The 17,135-nt window shown below is 70.0% G+C and carries 14 protein-coding genes; 5 read left to right on the forward strand and 9 right to left on the reverse strand.

Annotated features, from left to right (window positions below; translation table 11 throughout):
* Positions 1-65: 65 nt before the first annotated feature.
* Positions 66-776, reverse strand: a complete 711-nt coding sequence (locus HL652_RS11185) for a helix-turn-helix domain-containing protein (RefSeq protein ID WP_171705387.1) — start codon at positions 774-776, stop codon at positions 66-68.
* A gap of 162 nt (positions 777-938) precedes the next feature.
* On the opposite strand from HL652_RS11185, the gene HL652_RS11190 reads away from it, so the two are divergent.
* Positions 939-2,321, forward strand: coding sequence for a M24 family metallopeptidase (locus HL652_RS11190; protein WP_171705388.1), 1,383 nt, complete (start codon positions 939-941; stop codon positions 2,319-2,321).
* Positions 2,318-3,259, forward strand: coding sequence for an NAD(P)-dependent oxidoreductase (locus HL652_RS11195; protein WP_253743200.1), 942 nt, complete (start codon positions 2,318-2,320; stop codon positions 3,257-3,259). Before HL652_RS11190 ends, HL652_RS11195 begins: the two co-directional genes overlap by 4 nt.
* Positions 3,260-3,412: 153 nt before the next feature.
* On the opposite strand, the gene HL652_RS11200 is transcribed toward HL652_RS11195, so the two are convergent.
* The 7 genes from HL652_RS11200 to HL652_RS11230 form a co-directional block, all read right to left on the reverse strand.
* Positions 3,413-4,495 carry an ABC transporter permease gene (locus tag HL652_RS11200; RefSeq protein ID WP_171705389.1) on the reverse strand — a complete coding sequence of 361 codons (1,083 nt, stop codon included), beginning with the start codon at positions 4,493-4,495 and terminating at the stop codon, positions 3,413-3,415.
* Positions 4,492-6,024: a sugar ABC transporter ATP-binding protein gene (locus HL652_RS11205; protein ID WP_171705390.1), complete on the reverse strand. Its 1,533-nt coding sequence runs from the start codon at positions 6,022-6,024 to the stop codon at positions 4,492-4,494. Before HL652_RS11205 ends, HL652_RS11200 begins: the two co-directional genes overlap by 4 nt.
* Before the next feature lie 4 nt (positions 6,025-6,028).
* Positions 6,029-7,228 carry a substrate-binding domain-containing protein gene (locus tag HL652_RS11210; protein WP_171705391.1) on the reverse strand — a complete coding sequence of 400 codons (1,200 nt, stop codon included), beginning with the start codon at positions 7,226-7,228 and terminating at the stop codon, positions 6,029-6,031.
* A 14-nt stretch (positions 7,229-7,242) separates the two neighbouring features.
* Positions 7,243-8,433, reverse strand: coding sequence for a sugar ABC transporter substrate-binding protein (locus HL652_RS11215; protein ID WP_171705392.1), 1,191 nt, complete (start codon positions 8,431-8,433; stop codon positions 7,243-7,245).
* A gap of 141 nt (positions 8,434-8,574) precedes the next feature.
* Positions 8,575-10,560 carry a hydantoinase B/oxoprolinase family protein gene (locus tag HL652_RS11220; protein WP_171705393.1) on the reverse strand — a complete coding sequence of 662 codons (1,986 nt, stop codon included), beginning with the start codon at positions 10,558-10,560 and terminating at the stop codon, positions 8,575-8,577.
* Positions 10,557-12,593, reverse strand: coding sequence for a hydantoinase/oxoprolinase family protein (locus HL652_RS11225; RefSeq protein ID WP_171705394.1), 2,037 nt, complete (start codon positions 12,591-12,593; stop codon positions 10,557-10,559). Before HL652_RS11225 ends, HL652_RS11220 begins: the two co-directional genes overlap by 4 nt.
* 10 nt (positions 12,594-12,603) lie before the next feature.
* Positions 12,604-12,825 (reverse strand): hypothetical protein, encoded by a 222-nt coding sequence (locus HL652_RS11230; RefSeq protein ID WP_171705395.1) that lies wholly within the window; start codon positions 12,823-12,825, stop codon positions 12,604-12,606.
* A 131-nt stretch (positions 12,826-12,956) separates the two neighbouring features.
* Here HL652_RS11230 and HL652_RS11235 point away from each other — a divergent pair, with 131 nt between their 5' ends.
* Positions 12,957-13,781, forward strand: coding sequence for an SDR family NAD(P)-dependent oxidoreductase (locus HL652_RS11235; protein ID WP_171705396.1), 825 nt, complete (start codon positions 12,957-12,959; stop codon positions 13,779-13,781).
* 32 nt (positions 13,782-13,813) lie between these two features.
* Here HL652_RS11235 and HL652_RS11240 read toward each other — a convergent pair whose 3' ends face one another.
* A complete protein-coding gene (locus HL652_RS11240; protein ID WP_171705397.1) occupies positions 13,814-14,959 on the reverse strand; it encodes a flavin reductase in 1,146 nt (381 codons plus the stop codon).
* Positions 14,960-15,016: 57 nt separating this feature from the next.
* Between HL652_RS11240 and HL652_RS11245 the strand changes: the two genes are divergently transcribed.
* Positions 15,017-15,523, forward strand: coding sequence for a cupin domain-containing protein (locus HL652_RS11245; protein WP_216603882.1), 507 nt, complete (start codon positions 15,017-15,019; stop codon positions 15,521-15,523).
* 4 nt (positions 15,524-15,527) lie between these two features.
* Positions 15,528-17,135, forward strand: coding sequence for an FAD-binding oxidoreductase (locus tag HL652_RS11250; RefSeq protein WP_171705398.1), 1,608 nt, complete (start codon positions 15,528-15,530; stop codon positions 17,133-17,135).

Consider the following 17,135-nt stretch of genomic DNA (forward strand, 5'->3'; position numbering starts at 1 on the left):
GCCTAGGTGGCCCGAGACCACCCGGCCCCGCCGAACTCCTAGAGCCTGCCGGCCCCGCCGAACCCCTACAGCCCGTCCATCGCGCGCAGCACGTCGACAGCCGAGCCGGGCCCCGACAGGGAGCCGGAACCGCCCGCGCTCGACACCACCGGCGCATCCCGCATCGACTGGTTGTGCTGGCGGCGCCCGAAGACGAACCACACCCCCTTGGCGGGAACACTGCCCGTGTTCGAGTACAGGTGCGGCCGCACGGAGTCGAACTGCAGCGAGTCACCCGGCTGCAGCACGTGCGTGTCGAAGTCGATGTGCAGCGTGAGCTCCCCCTCGAGCAGGTACGCGTACTCCACGCCGGCGTGCCTCATCAGCTTGCCCTCGACCGAACTCGCCGCCCCGGGCTCGTAGGTGACCAGGAGTGCGTCGACGGGACCTCCGGCCCCGACCGCGAGCCGCTCCCAGCGCACCCCGTTCTCCATCTCGATGACGGGGTTCTCGGCACCGCGCTGCACGTCGGGGAGCGCCGGGCCCGAGTGCCCGAACATCTCCGGCGCCTTCGCGTCTTCAGGAGACGGACCGGCGGGCAGCCCCACCAGCTCGTCGAGCGAGACACCGAGGTGGCTGGCGAGCGCATAGAGCGTCTGCACCGACGGCTGGGTCTTGCCGATCTCGACCTGCGAGATGAGCGAGGCCGAGACGCCGAGCGACTGCGCGACGCTCCGCAGACTCAGTCCGCGCTTGGTGCGGGCTTCGCGTAGGCGTTCACCGAGGCTGTCCGGCATCTGGGCTCCCCTGGAGGTCGTGGTCTCGTGGTGCGGCTCTGCACTGCACGTCCGACCGAAGATCTCCCATTCTACGGTGCGCGTGCTGTAAAGTCATGCTGTACGCCCGTGCCGTTTCAGGCACGATGGCGACGCCAAGACTCGCGATACGAGGAGGACTCGATGAAGAGCACCGGAACGACCGGGACCAACGCCGTCGACTGGGAGGAGCGCGTCGACATGGACCGGCTGCGCGATGCGCGCCTGGCCCGCCTGAAGGCCGAGCTCGATCTCTCGGAGCTGGGTGCCGTGCTCGCGTTCGACTTCTCGAACATCCGGTACATGAGCGCCACCCACATCGGCACCTGGGCGATGGACAAGCTCATCCGCTTCGCCCTCCTCACCCGCAACACCGACCCGGTGGTGTGGGACTTCGGCTCTGCCGCCAAGCACCACAAGCTCTACAACCCGTGGCTCGACACCACGACCGCCGAGATGGACGCCGACCCGAACGCCCCGCACGAGGGCGCCAAGCGCCCGCGCCTGGAGACGGGCGCCCGTGCCGGCATCTCCACGCTCCGCGGGGCCTTCCCGCCCGAGGCGGAGATCGCCCAGAAGGTGGCGAAGAAGATCAAGCGCGAGCTCGAGAAGTTCGGGCTCGCCAACCAGCCGCTCGGCGTCGACGTCATCGAGCTCCCCATCCTGTTCGCGCTGCAGCAGGAGGGCATCCAGGTCGTCGACGGTCAGCAGGTGTTCATGGAGGCGCGGCGCGTGAAGACGCCCGACGAGATCCGGCTGCTCACCCAGGCCGCTTCGATGGTCGACGCCGCCTACGAAGACCTCTACCGCTTCCTCCGCCCCGGTGTGCGCGAGAACGAGGCGGTCGGGCTCGTCGCAAAGACGCTCTACGACCTCGGCTCGGAGTACGTCGAGGGCGTGAACGCGATCTCGGGCGAGCGCTGCTCGCCGCACCCGCACGTGTTCTCCGACCGGCTCATCCGCCCCGGCGACCCGGCGTTCTTCGACATCCTGCACTCCTTCAACGGCTACCGCACCTGCTACTACCGCACCTTCGCGGTGGGCTCGGCGTCGTCGGCCCAGCGCGACGCGTACACCCGCGCCCGCGAGTACATGGACCGCGCGATCGCCCTGGTGAAGCCCGGCGCCACCACCGCCGACATCGTCTCGGTGTGGCCCACCGCCCAGGAGTTCGGCTTCGCCGACGAAGAGGCGGCGTTCGCCCTGCAGTACGGCCACGGCGTGGGCCTGTCGATCTGGGAGAAGCCGATCTTCTCGCGCCTGACCTCGCTCGACCACCCCGAGACCCTGCAGGAGGGCAACGTCTTCGCCCTCGAGACCTACTGGCCTTCGGCCGACGGATGGGGCGCCGCCCGCATCGAGGAAGAGGTCGTCGTGACCGCCGACGGCTGCGAGGTCATCACGAAGTTCCCGGCCGAGGAACTGCTCGTGGCGGGCAAGCGCTACTACACCATCGACGGTCCGCTGAACCTCGAGCGCGACTCCCAGTCGCACCTCAACACCACGTGGGGACGCGGCGAAGCGTGAGCACCGACACCACGCACGACGGCACCGGCGACGGGACCGGCGGGGGCGCTGACGTCGCCGCCCGCACCACCATCGGGTTCCTCGGCCTCGGCTCGATGGGATCGGGCATGGCCCGCCGCCTCGTCGACGCCGGCCACGACGTGGTGGTGTGGAACCGCTCCCCCGCGGCCGTCGACGAGCTCGAGGCCGCGGGCGCCCGGCGGGCGGCGACGCCCGCCGAGGCGCTCGCGCCCGCGCTGTCGTTCTCGATGCTCGCCAACGACGAGGCCGTGCAGAGCGTGCTCGACGAGGCGGCGATCGCCGAGCTCGGCGGTCGCGGCGCCACCCACGTCATGATGGCGTCGATCAGCCCCGACCTCGCCGACGAGCTGGCACGGGCGTTCGAGTCGGCCGGAGCGGTGTACGTCGCCGCCCCGGTGCTCGGGCGCCCGCCGGTCGCGGCGGCCGGCCAGCTCAACATCCTGGCGGCGGGCCCGGCCGACGCGCTCGACGCCGTGGAGCCGTACTTCGCCGAGCTCGGCAAGCGCACCTGGCGCGTCTCCGACCGCCCCTCGGTCGCGAACGCGGTGAAGGCGGCGGTGAACTACAACATCATCCACGCCCTCCAGGCGATCGGCGAGTCGGTCGCCATGACCGAGCGCCAGGGTGTCGACCCCGAGCTCTTCACCGAGCTGCTGTCGAGCACCCTGTTCGGCGGGGTGGTGTACTCGGGCTACGGCGGCATGATCGCCCGCGGCGAGTACACGCCGCCCGGCTTCCACATCGGGCTCGGCCGCAAAGACCTCGGCCTCGCCCGCAAGGTGGCGGATGCGGGGGGCGTCTCCCCCGCGACGATGCCGGCTCTTGAGGCGGTCTTCGAGGCGGCCCTCGCCGACGACGACCTCAAAGACGCCGACTGGAGCGCCATCGCCGAGGTCACCCGCCGCAACCTCCTGTAGCCCGACACGCCCGACACGAGCCGCCGAGAAGACGCGAAGTGCCCCCTCCCGCTGTGGGAGGGGGCACTTCGCGCTCTGTCGGCAACACGCGCGGGACGCGGAACGCGGGACGCGCGGGGCGCGCGACGCGCGACGCGCGACGCGCCCGGTGGCCTACGCCTTCTTGCGCCCGAACGTCGGCGTCGCGCGGCGGATGGCCGCGCCGCGCTTCGCGGTGCGCTCCCAGCGCGACAGCCCCACGGCGGCGAGCAGCGCCACACCGTTGAACAGGTCGCTCACCCAGTTCTGGGCTCCGAGCAGCTGCAGGCCCTTGATGCCGACGGCGAGCACGTACACCGAGATGACGGTGCCCCACACGTTGAAGCGGCCGCCCTTGAACTGGGTCGATCCGAGGAACACGGCGGTGAGCGCGGGCAGCAGCAGGCCGGGGCCCACCGTCGGGTCGCCCGCGTTGATGCGGGAGGCCAGCAGCACACCGGCGAGGGCGGCGATGATGCCGCCGGCGACCAGCGAAGCGATCTGCAGCCGCGCGACGTTCACACCCGAGAGACGGGCGCCGTCGGGGTTGTAGCCCGCCGCGTACATCCGTCGGCCGACCGGGGTGCGCTCGAGCACGTACCAGACCACGACCGCGACGAGCAGCATGATGAACACGGGGTTGGTGATCTTGAACGCCGGGTTGTCGGGAACGAGCGGCAGACCACCGGTGGCGAACAACCGGAAGCCGTCTTCGAGCCCGATGATCTGCCGGTTCTCCGACAGGAAGGCGAGACCGGCGAGCAGGATCGAGCTCATACCGAGGGTGGCGATGAACGAGTCGATGCGCCCCTTGGTGATGATGAGGCCCGAGACGATGCCGATGAGCGCCCCCACCAGGATGGTGAGCGGGATGGCGATCCCCCAAGGCAGCTGCAGCTTGGTCTGCAGCACCGCCACGAGGATGACCGCGAACCCGACCTCCGCGCCGATGGCGAGGTTGAACACACCGTTGACCAGCGGGATGAGCACGGCGATCGCCGCGAGCACGGTGATCGACTGCGCATCCAGCAGCACCAGCCAGGTGCCGGGGGTGAGGAAGGTGCGCGGGGTGATGATGGCGAACACCGCGAACAGCACGATGAAGATGTAGATCGCGCTGATGTTGCGGAACGACAGCGCCGCCGCCAGGCCCCCGCGCTTGGGGCCCGACCGCACGTCGGGTTCCTCCGCGAGGTTGATTGCTTCGGTCTTCTTCACTGCTCGTCCTCGCTCTTCAATCCATAGCCTTCGATGACGAGCCGCGTCTCCGTCAGCTCGTCGCCCGCCAGTTCGGCGGCGATCCTCCCGTCGCGCAGCACCAGCACGCGATCGCACAGACGCACCAGCTCCTTCGCCTCGGAGGAGCAGACGAGCACGCCCGCCCCGCCCTCGGCGGCACCGTCGATCGCGTCGTAGATGGCCTGCTTCGCCCCGATGTCGACGCCCTGGGTGGGCTCTTCGAGCAGCAGCAGCCGCGGGTTGTTGCGCAGCCACTTGGCGAATACGATCTTCTGCTGATTGCCGCCCGAGAACTGCTGGAACACCTGCTCCGCCCGCGGCGGCTTCACGTCGTACGCCTCGACGAGCGACGCGGCATGCGCCTTCTCGCGCGCGGTGCTGATGGCACCGAGCCCCGTGGTGAGCGACTTGAGTTCGGGCAGCGTCACGTTCTCGCGCGCCGTCATGGGTCGCACCGAGCCGAGCTTGGCCCGGTCGCCCGGCACGAAGGCGGCACCACGACGGATGCTCTCCCGCGGTGAGCGCTTCAGGTACGGTTTCCCCGCGAGGGTGAACGATTCGACGTCGGCGGGCACCGACCCGAAGATCATGGCGGGAAGCGCCTCGCGACCCGAGCCGAGCACGCCGGCGACGCCGACCACCTCGCCCGCGCTCACCTGGAGGTCGATGCCGTCGAGGATCTCGCCGGTGAGCCCGCGGATGTCGAGCACGACGTCGCCGTGCACCCGTGCGTTCTCACCGTGCTCGGCCTCGCCGACCGGGATGCCGGTGACGTAGGAGACGAGCCGGTCGTGGTCGAGCCCGACCCGCTCCACGTCGGCGACCTTGCGGCCGTCGCGCAGCACGACCACGCGGTCGGCGAGGTCGAGCACCTCGTCGAGGCGGTGCGAGATGAAGATCACGCCCGCTCCGTCGGCGGCCAGCTTCTTCACCGCGTCGAACAGCACCTTCACCTCCGACGCGTGAAGCGCCTCGGTGGGTTCGTCGAGGATGAGCACGTTGCGCGGGTGCTGCCACCCGTCGAGCGCCCGCGCGATGCCGATGATCGAGCGCTGGGCCGGAGCCAGCTTGCTGATCGGCACGTCGACGTCGAAGGGCTCGCCGAACCGGCTGATCAGGGCGCGGGCCTTGGCCCGCTCCTTCTTGCGGTCGAAGGGCGCGAACGACGACGCGCCCTTGTAGTGCGTGATGCCCAGGTTCTCGATGCCCGTGAGCTCGTTCGCGAGCCCCAGGTCTTGGTGGATGATGTGCAGCGAGGTGTCGACACCGTCGTGGGAGGAGAGCTCCACGGTGCCGCCGTCGGAGGTGTACACCCCGGCGAGGATTTTCACGAGGGTCGACTTGCCCGACCCGTTGTGCCCCACGACGGCGACCACCTCACCGCTCCGCACGTCGAGCGACACGTCATCGAGGGCCCGGTTGCCCGGGAAGTCCTTGATCATGCCTTCGATGTGCAGCAGCGGCGAGGTGTCGCGGCTCGCCTCGACGGTCGGCGAGAGATTCGTCATCTGATCACTTGCCCCAGAGCGTCGTGAACTGGTCTTCGAAGCCCGGGAGGGCGACGTAGCCGGCCGGGGTGAGGTACTGGTCGGCGTTGCGGATGGTCACGATGTGCGAGACCGCCCGTGCCGCCGACTCCCAGTCACCGTCGAGGTACGGGACCTCCATGCCCTGCATGGCGCGCAGGCCCTCGTCGACCTGCAGCCACATGAACATGTTGAAGTCGACCACGTAGCCCGCCACCTCGGTGCCGTCGGCGATCTGCTGGATGTTCTGCGGCAGCGACGACTGGCCGACGCCGTAGGCGTTGGTGAGCCCCGCGAGCTGCGCCTTGTCGGCGAGCCCGATCTGGTACTGGTCGGCGAGCGAGATGAAGAACTGCGTCTCCGGATGCGCCTGCAGGTCGCTGACGATCTTGTCGGCCGGGCTGGGGTCGGCGATCGAGATGTCGACCGTGCGGATGTTGCACTGGGGGCAGAGCTCCTTCAGCGCAGCGGGAACCGCCTCGTTCTGGATCTCGGAGGCCGGGATCTCGGGGATGGAGTACATGACGAACTCCGTCGCGGTGCCGCAGGTGAGCGAGACGGCGGCGTTCGCCAGCACCTTGCTGTTCACCTCGATGCTGCCCGCACCGCCGAGCGAGTCGCGGAGCCCGAACTCGTCGGCGTTCAGCTGCCCGCCGTAGACGATCGCGGCGCCCTGCTGCTCGAGCTGGGCCAGCTGGTCTTGGAAGAAGCGCGCGTCGACCGACTGGTCGAACACGATGTCGGGATTCATCTCGACAACCGAGTTGAGGGCCGAGTTGATGCTCTGCGCATCCGTTCCGGTGTCGACGTTGACGAACTGGATGCCCGCCGCCTCCGACGCCGTCTGGAGGCCCGCCTGGAACAGCGCGGCGATGGGGGTGCCGTTGTTGAGGTAGACCGCCTTGGTGTTCGGGTCGACCGGCTCCTTGAGGGGCTCGGTGGCGAGGATCTCGGTGGCCGGCTCCTCGAAGGTCTTCACCAGCGCGTCTGCGGTGGCGAAGTCGATGCCGTCGGCGGGGCCGGATGCGCACGAGCCGTCGTCGGCCATGTAGGTGAGCGGCACGGCGTCGCCTGCGGCTCCTGTGGCGCCGCCCCCGTCACCGCCGGCCGAGCAGCCGGCGGCGAGGAGGGAGAAGGCGCCGAGCACGGCGGCGGCCCTGAGGGTCGTGGTGATGCGTCGAGTCATGGTGTCCATTTCCTTTACTTGCCCCAGAGGGTCTTGAAGTCGTCTTGCATGCCGGGGTAGGCCACGAAGCCGCCGAGGTACTCGCCCGCGTTCGCGGGGGTGAGCACGCGCGACACCGACCGGTTCACGGCCTCCCAGTCGTCGTACGGCTGGTAGACGCCCTGGATCTTGCGGAACGCCTCGTCGAGCGTGAGGTACATGTACATGTCGAGGTCGACGGCGAAACCGGCCGACTGCAGGCCGTCGGCGAGCTGCTGCACGTTCGGTGGCAGCGACGACTGACCGAAGCCGTAGGCGTTGGTGAGACCGGCGAGCTGCGCCTTGTCGGCGAGACCGACCTGGAACTGGTCGGCGGGGGTGACGAAGTAGTCGGTCTCGGGGTGCGACTGCAGGTCGCTGACGATCTTGTCGGCGGGGCTGGGGTCGGCGATCGAGATGTCGACGACGCGCAGGTTGCAGTCGGGGCAGAGCTCGGCGAGGTACTCCTGGGTCGACTCGAGCTGGATGGCCGAGAAGCCGAGCTCGGGGATGTTGTAGAAGACGAAGTCGTCGCCCGTGCCGCAGGTGAAGGCGACCGCACCGGCGGCCAGCACCTTGCCGTTGACGAGCGAGCCGTTGTACCCGCCGAGGGAGTCGTCGAGACCGAACTCGTCGGCGTTCGGCTGCGAGGAGTAGACGATCGGCACGCCGTTGGCCTCGAGCTGCTTGAGCTGGTCTTGGTAGAAGGTGGCGTCGATGGCCACGGAGATGACCGCGTCGGGGTCGAGCTCCACCACCGAGTTGAGCGCGCTGTTGATGCTCTGGGCGTCGGTGCCCGTGCTCACGTTCACGAGGTTGATGCCGGCGTCGGCGGCGGCCTTCTGGATGGCGGCGTACATGATGCCCGCGACCGCGGTGTCGTTGTTGAGGAACGCGATGGTCGTGTCGGCGCCGAGCGGCTGCGGCAGCTTCTCGGTCTGCAGCAGACCCTCGGAGGGCTCCTGGAACGACTTGATGAGGGCATCGGCGGTGTCGTAGTCGACGCCGTCACGGGGGCCGGAGGCGCACTCCCCTTCGGCGCTCTGGTAGGTCAGCTCGACGTCGTCGCCGCCGGAGGCGGAGCCGGTGCTGCCGGCGTCTCCGCCGGCGGAACACCCGGCGGCGAGGAGGGAGACGGCGGCTAAGAGGGTCGTGGTGCGCAGAGCTGCTGTGGTGCGACGGTGCATGTGATCGCTCGCTTTCTGGGTGACATCATTGTCGGTTTGTCTGACATTGATTGTCGGACAATGGGGTAATCATACACTTCTGGTAGCCCGAGTCCAGAGCCGATTCCGCGAATCGTACGCTCAGGCTTTACAGGGCCGTGATCACGCGCGCTGGGCGCGCATCCGCTCCCTGAGGGCCGACGTCGCGTCGAGATCGAGCGTGAGACCCTCGGGGTCGCGCTGGGGATCGCCCTCCACGACGACGCCGTACAGTCGCGCTGCACCCTCGAGCGTGACGTACTCGTCGCGCACGTCGACCAGCACCCGCTCGGGCTCGCGGTCGAGCGGGTTGCCCCACCCGCCGGCCCCGTTCGTGATGTACCGCAGCACGGAACGCTCGGTGCTCACGTTCGCGCGGGCGAAGGGGTACACGTACTCCCCTGTCGACGAGGGCGTGTTCGTGGCGGGGTCGATCACGCCGGCCCACGCGGTGCCCGCCGCGAACGAGTCGCGGTCGGTTCCCGGCACCCGCGCCTCGCCCGATTCGTCGGGCGGGAAGATCCACACGCCGCCGTTCACGCCGCCGCCACCGCCGTTCACCCCGAAACCGGTGACCGTCTTGTGGCGCAGCTCGATGATGGAGTGCGCGGCATCCGTGAGCCAGAGGGTGTCGCGCAGCATCGCGTTGCCTCCCCGATGCACGCCGGGCCCTGCCGTGTCGGCGACGGGCTCGTGCCGCAGCATCACCACCGGGTTCTCCTTCTCGACCGCCTCGACCGAGGGGGCGATGCCGTTGGCGAGGTACGACATGCACTGGCTGTCGGCGTCGCCGTGCCGGTTGGCGCCGAACGGGCCGATCTCGCCGCCGCACTGCATCGCCGACACCCACGGCGACCCGTCGGGCCGAGCACCGAACGCGGTGTGCAGGTTGGTGCCCGCCCGGTCGCCGGCGATCGCCCGCTCGCCGAGCGCCTTCTCGAGCGCGATGAGCACCGTGGCGAGGATGACCTGGCTCTGCTCGAAGTAGAGGAACACCGCCCCGTCGGGCGGCAGCGCCGACACCACCGACCCCTCGGGGATGACGATGTCGATGTTGCGGAACAGCCCCGAGTTGAACCTGCCGCGCGGGTCGACGTTGTACTTCAGCGCCACCCCGATGGCGGTCTTCACCTCCCAGGCGGTGGCGTTGATGGAGGTGCGGGCCTGCCGGTGGGTGCCCGAGAAGTCGACCTCGATGCGATCGCCGCGCTTCCTGATGGCCACATGCACCGGGTAGCTCTCGGTGTCGTCGACACCGTCGCAGTCGACGCCGTGCTCGGCCTCCCAGTCGCCGTCAGGGAGCTCCGCCATGCCGAGCGCCATCCGCTCGGCGGCGACGTCGGTGGCGTAGCGCATCGCGCCGTGGAAGGCGGCAAGCCCGTAGCGCTCGATCGACTCCCGCACCAGCCGCTCGCCGAGCTCGAGGCTCGAGCACACGGTCTTCATGTCGGGGTAGAGCACCTCGGCCATGCGCACGTTGTCGAAGATGACGTTCCACGACTCGGGCACGTTGACGCCCTCGCTCACGAGCAGCCGCGGCGAGAGCACGAGCCCGTTCTCGAACACGTTCTGCTTGGTGGCGCTGAAGCCGCCCGGCACCGTGCCGCCCATGTCGAGCTGATGGGCGTTGAGGGTGACGAGGGCGACGATGTCGTCGCCCTCGAACACGGGGCGGGTGAACACGAGGTCGTTGTTGTGGTTTCCCGTGCGGTAGGGGTCGTTGGCGATGAGCACGTCGCCCGGCCGGAGGCGCGAGACGCCGTACTCCTCCACCATGTTCGGCACGGCGTCGATGGTGGTGCCCGCCATGAGCACGATGCCGTTGCTCGCCGCCGGAACGGGGTAGCCGAGCGAGCGCGGGCCGGCGATGGTGCAGGCGAGGTCGTAGAAGTCGCGCAGCACCGGCGAGAAGGCGCCGGTGAGCAGCCGCGCGCTCATGTGCTCGACCAGGTAGTCGAAGCGGTTGCCGAGAACCGTGGCGGTGTAGCGGTCGCAGTCGTAGTGCTCGCGGAAGGCGGCTTCGTCGAGGTCGCGGATGAGCGCTCGGGCACGGCCGGCGCCGCCGGGTGCGGGCAGGGAACCGGATGCGGTGGTCTCGGTGATGGTCATGCGTCGCTCCTCGAGGTGATGATCAGCTCGCCGCAGCGGCCGGCGGTCGCGGTCTGACCCGCCGCGACGAAGGTGGTGCTGAGCTCCTCGCGGATGACCGCGGGGCCCGTCACCGTGGCACCCACCTCGAGCGCGGCGCGGGAGAACCACTCCGCCTCGATCGGCTCCGCAGAGAGGTGCCGCAGCGTCGTGGTGCCCTCGGGCACGGCCGGGAAGGGCTCGACCTCCGGCGCGGGTTCGTACGACACCTTCTCCGAGGGCACGACGAGCTCGACCCGGTAGGTCACCCCTTCCACCGGGAAGGCGTCGAAGCGGTTGCCGTTGCGCAGCTCGTAGCTGTCGTGGAAGCCGGCCACCACCTCCGCGATGCTCTCCGCGGTGATCGCACCCGCGGGAATCTGCACGAACGGTGTCTCCCAGCTCTGGCCGACGAGCCGCCCGTCGAAGCTCCGCCGCACGGGGAGTCCCTCGGCCGCCGCGCCGAGACGGGCGCGCAGCCGCTCCTCCATGCGCGTGTAGACCTCGTCGATGCCGGCCGCGGTGTCGGGGCCGAAGACGACGTAGGCGCTCTCGGCCTCGTAGTAGACCTGGTCGGCCGAGAGCAACCCGATCGCCGAGAAGAGACCGGGATGCGGCGGGATGACGACCTCTTTGAGAGGCAGCAGGTCGAGGGCGGCCGGCAGCAGCATCCCTCCCGCCGCGCCGTAGGCCATGAGGCTGAAGTCACGGATGTCGACGCCGTGGCGCACGGCGACGTTGAGGATCTCCTCGGCCATGTGCGCGACGGCGAGCCGGTAGGCGGTGCGCACGCGCTCCTCGAACGGCACCGGCGTGTCGAGCGACTCGAAGGCGCGGCGCGACGCCTCGGCGTCGAGCTCGAACTCGCCCCCGGCGAAGCCCGCGGGGTCGAGGATGCCGATGAGCAGGGCCGCGTCGGTGACGGTCGGCTCGGTGCCGCCGCGCCCGTAGCAGGCCGGGCCCGGCTCGGCTCCGGCGCTGCCGGGGCCCACCAGGATGCCGCCCGACGACGAGACCGTCACGAGGCTCCCGCCTCCGGCGCCCACGCTCGAGACCTCGGTGGACAGGGCGTTGATGATGAGGTCGTGCTCGATCTCGAAGGTGTTCTGCACGAAGGGCGCGCCGTCGACGATGATCGACACGTCGGTGGAGGTGCCCCCGACGTCGGCGCAGAGGATGTCGCGCCGGCCGATCGCCTGGCCGAGGTGGCCGCTCGACACGGTGCCGGCGGCGGGGCCGGCGAACAGGATGCGGAACGGGCGCTCCAGGGCCTCCTGCCACGGCAGCAGGTTAGCCGCGCAGTCGGCGAAGTTGAGCTGCCCGGTGAAGCCGAGCCCGCCGAGCTCGCTGTGGAGCTGCCCCGCGTAGTCGCTGAACAGCAGTTTCATCACGACGTCGATCACGGTCGTGGAGGCGCGCTCGTACTCCTTCGCGAGTGGGGAGGTGGCGGCCGAGAGCGACACCTCCACCCCGTCGCCGAGGATCTCGCGCACCAGCTCGCGCAACCGCTGCTCGTGACTGTCGTCGACGTAGGCGTTGATGAGGCAGATCGCGACACCCTCGACGCCGCAGCGGCCGAGCAGCTCGATCTGCTCGCGCGCCTGCGCCTCGTCGAGCTCGATCAGCGTGGCGCCGTCGGCGGTCTTGCGCTCCACCACCCCGCGGCGCAGGTACCGCGGCACGAGCGGGCGGGCGGCGTCACCGAAGCTGCGGCGCCACGACGGGTCGGTCTGGGCGCTGAGCGGGCGGTGCACCGAGCCGCGGTCGAGCACGTCGCGGAAGCCCTCAGTGGTGAGGAGCCCGACTTTCGGGAGGCGCCGTTCGAGCACGGCGTTCAGGCCCATCGTGCTGGCGTGGTTGAACACGGCGCTCTCGTCGACTCCCAGCCGCCTCGCCCCCTCGACGACGCTTCCCGCCGGGTCGGTGCGCGAGCTCGGCACCTTGGTCACCGCGACCTTGCCGTCGGTGATCGAGACGACATCCGTGAAGGTGCCGCCGACATCCACTCCGATCATCGCCGCCGCCTCAGACGGTGGTGCCGAGCGGCACGAAGGAGCCGAGGGCAGGGGCCGGGGTGCGCTCGAGCGAGGCGAGGCAGTCCTGGCACTTCACGACCTGCCACCACCCGCCCTCGCTCAGGGCGCGATAGCTCCGGATGTCGCTGCCGCCGCACTCGGGACAGCTCGCGTCGACGGCGACGCGCTCGACCGAGAGCCGCTCCGATCGGGGTCGGGGGAAGGTGTGCACGTGAGATCTCTCCTTCGAAATCCGGTGGTGTCGACGGCGACTTGCGTCTACAGTCGGCATCATTGTTGTACGACAATCTGACAAATTGCAAGAGGCGCGACGGAGCCGTCGGCCAGGACGGAGGGGCGACGATGCCCGATCACGAGACGACAGCTGTTCGAGTGGGCGAGACCGAGGTGGAGACCTGGGGTGCCCGACGCTTCACCGGTCGCGTGGCCGTGGTGACCGGGGCGGCCTCCGGCATCGGGCGCGCCGTCGTCGAGCGGCTCGTGGCGGAGGGCGCCGCGGTCTACGCGCTCGACCTCGGCGCCGAGGCGCTCGACGCCGTCTGGGCGGGCGTCGAGGGTGTCACCCCGCTGGCCGTCGACGTCACCGACAGCGCCCGGGTGAACGCCGCGTTCGAGCGCGTCGCCGACGAGCACGGTCGACTGGATGCACTCGTCACCGCGGCGGGGATCGCCGACGCCCCGTGGAGGCTGCGCGAGAACAACAGCGACCCCGACCCGTCGACCATCGACGACGAGGCGTGGGACCTGGTGCTCCGCGTGAACCTCACCGGCAGTTTCTACTGCGTGCGAGCCGCCCTCCCGCTGCTCCGCCGGAACGGCGAACGCGGCGGCGCGGTCGTCACCATCTCGAGCGTCGGCGCGCTCGCGCCCTACCCGCTCGCCGCCGCCTACCCCGCCGCGAAGGCCGGGGTACTCGGCATGACCAGGGCGATCGCCGCGCTCGTGGGCAAGGAGAACATCCGGGTGAACGCCGTCGCCCCGGCCGCCACCAAGACGCCCATGCTGCCCGACGACGAGGAGCTGCTGGCCTCGATGGTGGCGCTGCAGCCCATTCCGCGCGTCGTGCCGCCGTCGGAGATGGCGGCGACGATCGTCTACCTCTGCAGCGACGAGGCTCAATTCATCACCGGGCAGACGGTGAACGCGAACGGCGGCATGGTCATGTGACGGGGAGGGCGGTGCGGGGCGGGGCGGCGGCCTCAGGAGACCGCTGCCGACGCCGTCGCGGCGGCCTCGGCCCTGGTCTCCTGGGGCCGCTTCGCGTGCGCGGTGAGCGTGCGCAGCACGAGCTCGACGTCGCCCTTCTCGTACCCCTCGACGATGGCGCGGTGGTCGTCGTGCAGCGCTGCGGTGGCCCGGGTCGACTCGCGGATCGAGCGCTGCTCCATCGCCGGCAGCCGCAGCCCCTTGTAGGTCTCGGTGAGGATGACGCTGCCGGCGAGCCCCACGAGGTACTCGTGGAAGGCGCTGTTCGCGCGGATCCAGCCCTCGGGGTCGCTGAATTGGCCGTCGACGCTGAACTCGAGGGTGGCCTCGAGCAGCGTGCGCAGCTCGGCGAGCTGGTCGGGGCCCACGGCTCCGACGGTCTGCGCGGCGGCGCCGATCTCGATGGCGAGCTTGGCGGCGTAGTAGTCGAAGATCACCTGGTCGGGAACCGGCTCGACCTGGAAGGTGGCGCCGGTGCGGCGCACGAGGCCCTCCGTGGTGAGGGCGACGAGCGACTGGTAGGCGCGGCCCACCTCGATGTCGAGCTCGGCGGCGATCGCCTCGGCGTCGAGCGGCTGGGCCTCGTCGGTGACCGCCCCGACGACGTAATCGCGCACCGCGTGCAGGGCCGCAGCATCCGGTGCCGTCTCCATGCGGCCGAAGGAGCCGCGGAAGTAGGCCAGCGGGTTGCCGGGCTTCGACGACACCCGCACCACGCGGGCGAGGAAGACGAGGTGGGTGCCGCCGCGCACGGTCTCGTCGACGACGCACTCGAAGTGGGCGATGCACCCCGCGATGAGCGGCACCCCGGTCTGGCCGCGCTCGACGGCGATGGTCTGGAACTTGTCGGGCGCCTTGCTGGCGAAGCGCTGCGCGATGGGCGCGGAGTCCTCGGCGAGCACGTTGACGGCGAAGGTGCCGGTCTTCACGATGGCCTGCGCCGTGGTCGAGGTGACGTTGAGGCAGATGAGCAGGCTCGGCGGCTCGTCGGAGAGCGAGCTCACCGCGCTGGCGGCGGCGCCCAGGTCTTCGCCGTCGAGGGTGGTGGTGATGACGGTCACCCCGCTCGCGAACCGCCCCATGACGTCACGGAACTCGCCCTTGCTCGGGCCGTCTGCCGTGATCTCGACTTCGGTCATGTCTCGCCCCTTTGCGCTGACTGGTGTGGCGGGGCAGGTGCCCCGGCGACTGTGGCGATGCTAGCATTTGGTTACAACAGCTACAACTACTTTGTGGCGAGGACGACGACGTTCAGCAAGGAGTGCAGTATGCAGATCATCTCGGGCCGATCGGGTGCCCCCTCCATCACCGCCACCGGCACCTTCACGGGCCAGGTGTTCCAAGACCCGGTGCTCGGCGGTCTCGACGAGGTGAAGATCAACACCGTCATCTTCACCCCCTGCTCGCGCACCTACTGGCACCACCACGAGAACGGGCAGCTGCTGCAGGTGTTCCGCGGCAAGGGGTACGTCTGCGGGCGCGACGGCGTACCCCGCGTGATCACCGAGGGCGACACCGTGTGGATCGAACCCGGCGAGCGGCACTGGCACGGCGGCACCGCCGAGACGCTGCTCGGGCACACCGCGATCACGCTGGGCGGCACCGAGTGGCTCGAGGAGGTCTCCGAGGAGGAGTACGCCGAGGCCGCACGGGTGAACGGGCTCGGCGACGACGCATCCGCTTCGACCCCCGCGGGTGCCTGAGGCCATGCCCGCCCGCCGACCCGAACCCGCGGTGCTCTCCGACGCCGCGCGCGACGAGCTCATCGCCCTGCTCGGACGCGACCGGATGCTGCTCACCGAAGAGGAGCGCGACACCTTCCGCGATCCCTACTGGTTCCACGACGACCGCAGCTACGACTCGTCGGGCGTGGTCTTCCCGCGCACCGTCGAGGAGGTGCAGGAGGTCGTGCGCATCGCCGCCCGCCACGAGCAGCCGGTGTGGACCTCTTCCCAGGGGCGCAACAACGGCTACGGCGGCCCCTCGCCGCGCGTCGCGGGGTCGCTGCTCATCAGCCTGCGCGAGATGAACCGCATCCTGCACATCGACACCGAGCTCGCCTATGCCGTGGTCGAGCCCGGGGTGCGCTGGCTCGACCTCTACGCGGCGCTGCACGAGCAGGGCGACGAGCTCATGCTCTCGGTGCCCGACATCGGCTGGGGGTCGATCATCGGCAACTCGCTCGACAACGGCATGACCTACCTGCCCATGGGTGTCGACTTCCAGGCGCCCACCGGCATGGAGGTGGTGCTGGCCGACGGCTCGCTGCTGCGCACCGGCATGGGCGCCATCCCCGACTCGAAGTCGTGGCACCTCTACAAGCGCGGCCTCGGCCCCACCCTCGACGCGCTGTTCACGCAGTCGAACTACGGCATCGTCACCCGGATGGGCGTGTGGCTGCAGCGCCGCCCCCGCGTCTACGCACCGCTCTACCTCTCGGTGCCGCGCGACCACCAGCTCGCGCAGGCGGTCGACATCATCCGCGAGCTGCGGCTCGACGGCGTCATCCGCGGCGTGCCGAACCTGCAGAACCTCATCACCATGGGCACGCAGTTCCCCGAGCACATGGGCATGTTCCCGGGTGCCGACTCCACCTGGAGCGAGGAGCGCCTCGACGGGCTCGCCGACGCCACCGGCATCGGGCGGTGGGGCGTGCGCACCGCGCTCTGGGGGGACGGGCCGGTGGTCGACCACCATCTGGCGCGCATCCGTGAGGCGTGGTCGGCGATCGAGGGCTCGCGGGTCGACGAGCTCGGGCGCTTCGGGCCGGAGAACTGGGGCGAGATCAGCACCTTCATGCAGAAGATCTCGGCCGGCATCCCGACCATGGAGATGATGGAGCAGATGCCCGACTGGGTGGGTCACGTGGGCTTCTCGCCCATCGTGCCGCTGCAGGGCGCCGAGGTGACCGCCGTGGTCGACCGCATCAAGGCGCGGGTGATCGAGCGCACCGGCACGAACTTCGTGTGCGCCATCTTCCCGACCAACGACCGCAGCGCCATGATCGTGAGCTCGGTGAGCTTCGACCGCACCAACGAGGCCGATGTGGCGCGCACCTTCGAGACGGTGCGCATCCTCATCGAGGAGATCGCCTCGCTCGGCTACGGCGAGTACCGCGCCCACCTCGACTTCATGGACCTGGCGAGCGACCAGTACTCCTTCGGCGACCACGCCTACCGCCGCTTCACCGAGGCGATCAAAGACGCGGTCGACCCCAAGGGCATCCTCTCCCCCGGCCGCCACGGCGTGTGGCCGGCGCGCTACCGCGACGAGTCGCAGGGCGCGGGGCGACGAGACGCCGCAAGCGGGACGTGA

It is taken from the genome of Herbiconiux sp. SALV-R1 (genome assembly GCF_013113715.1).
In the GTDB taxonomy this organism is placed as follows: domain Bacteria; phylum Actinomycetota; class Actinomycetes; order Actinomycetales; family Microbacteriaceae; genus Herbiconiux.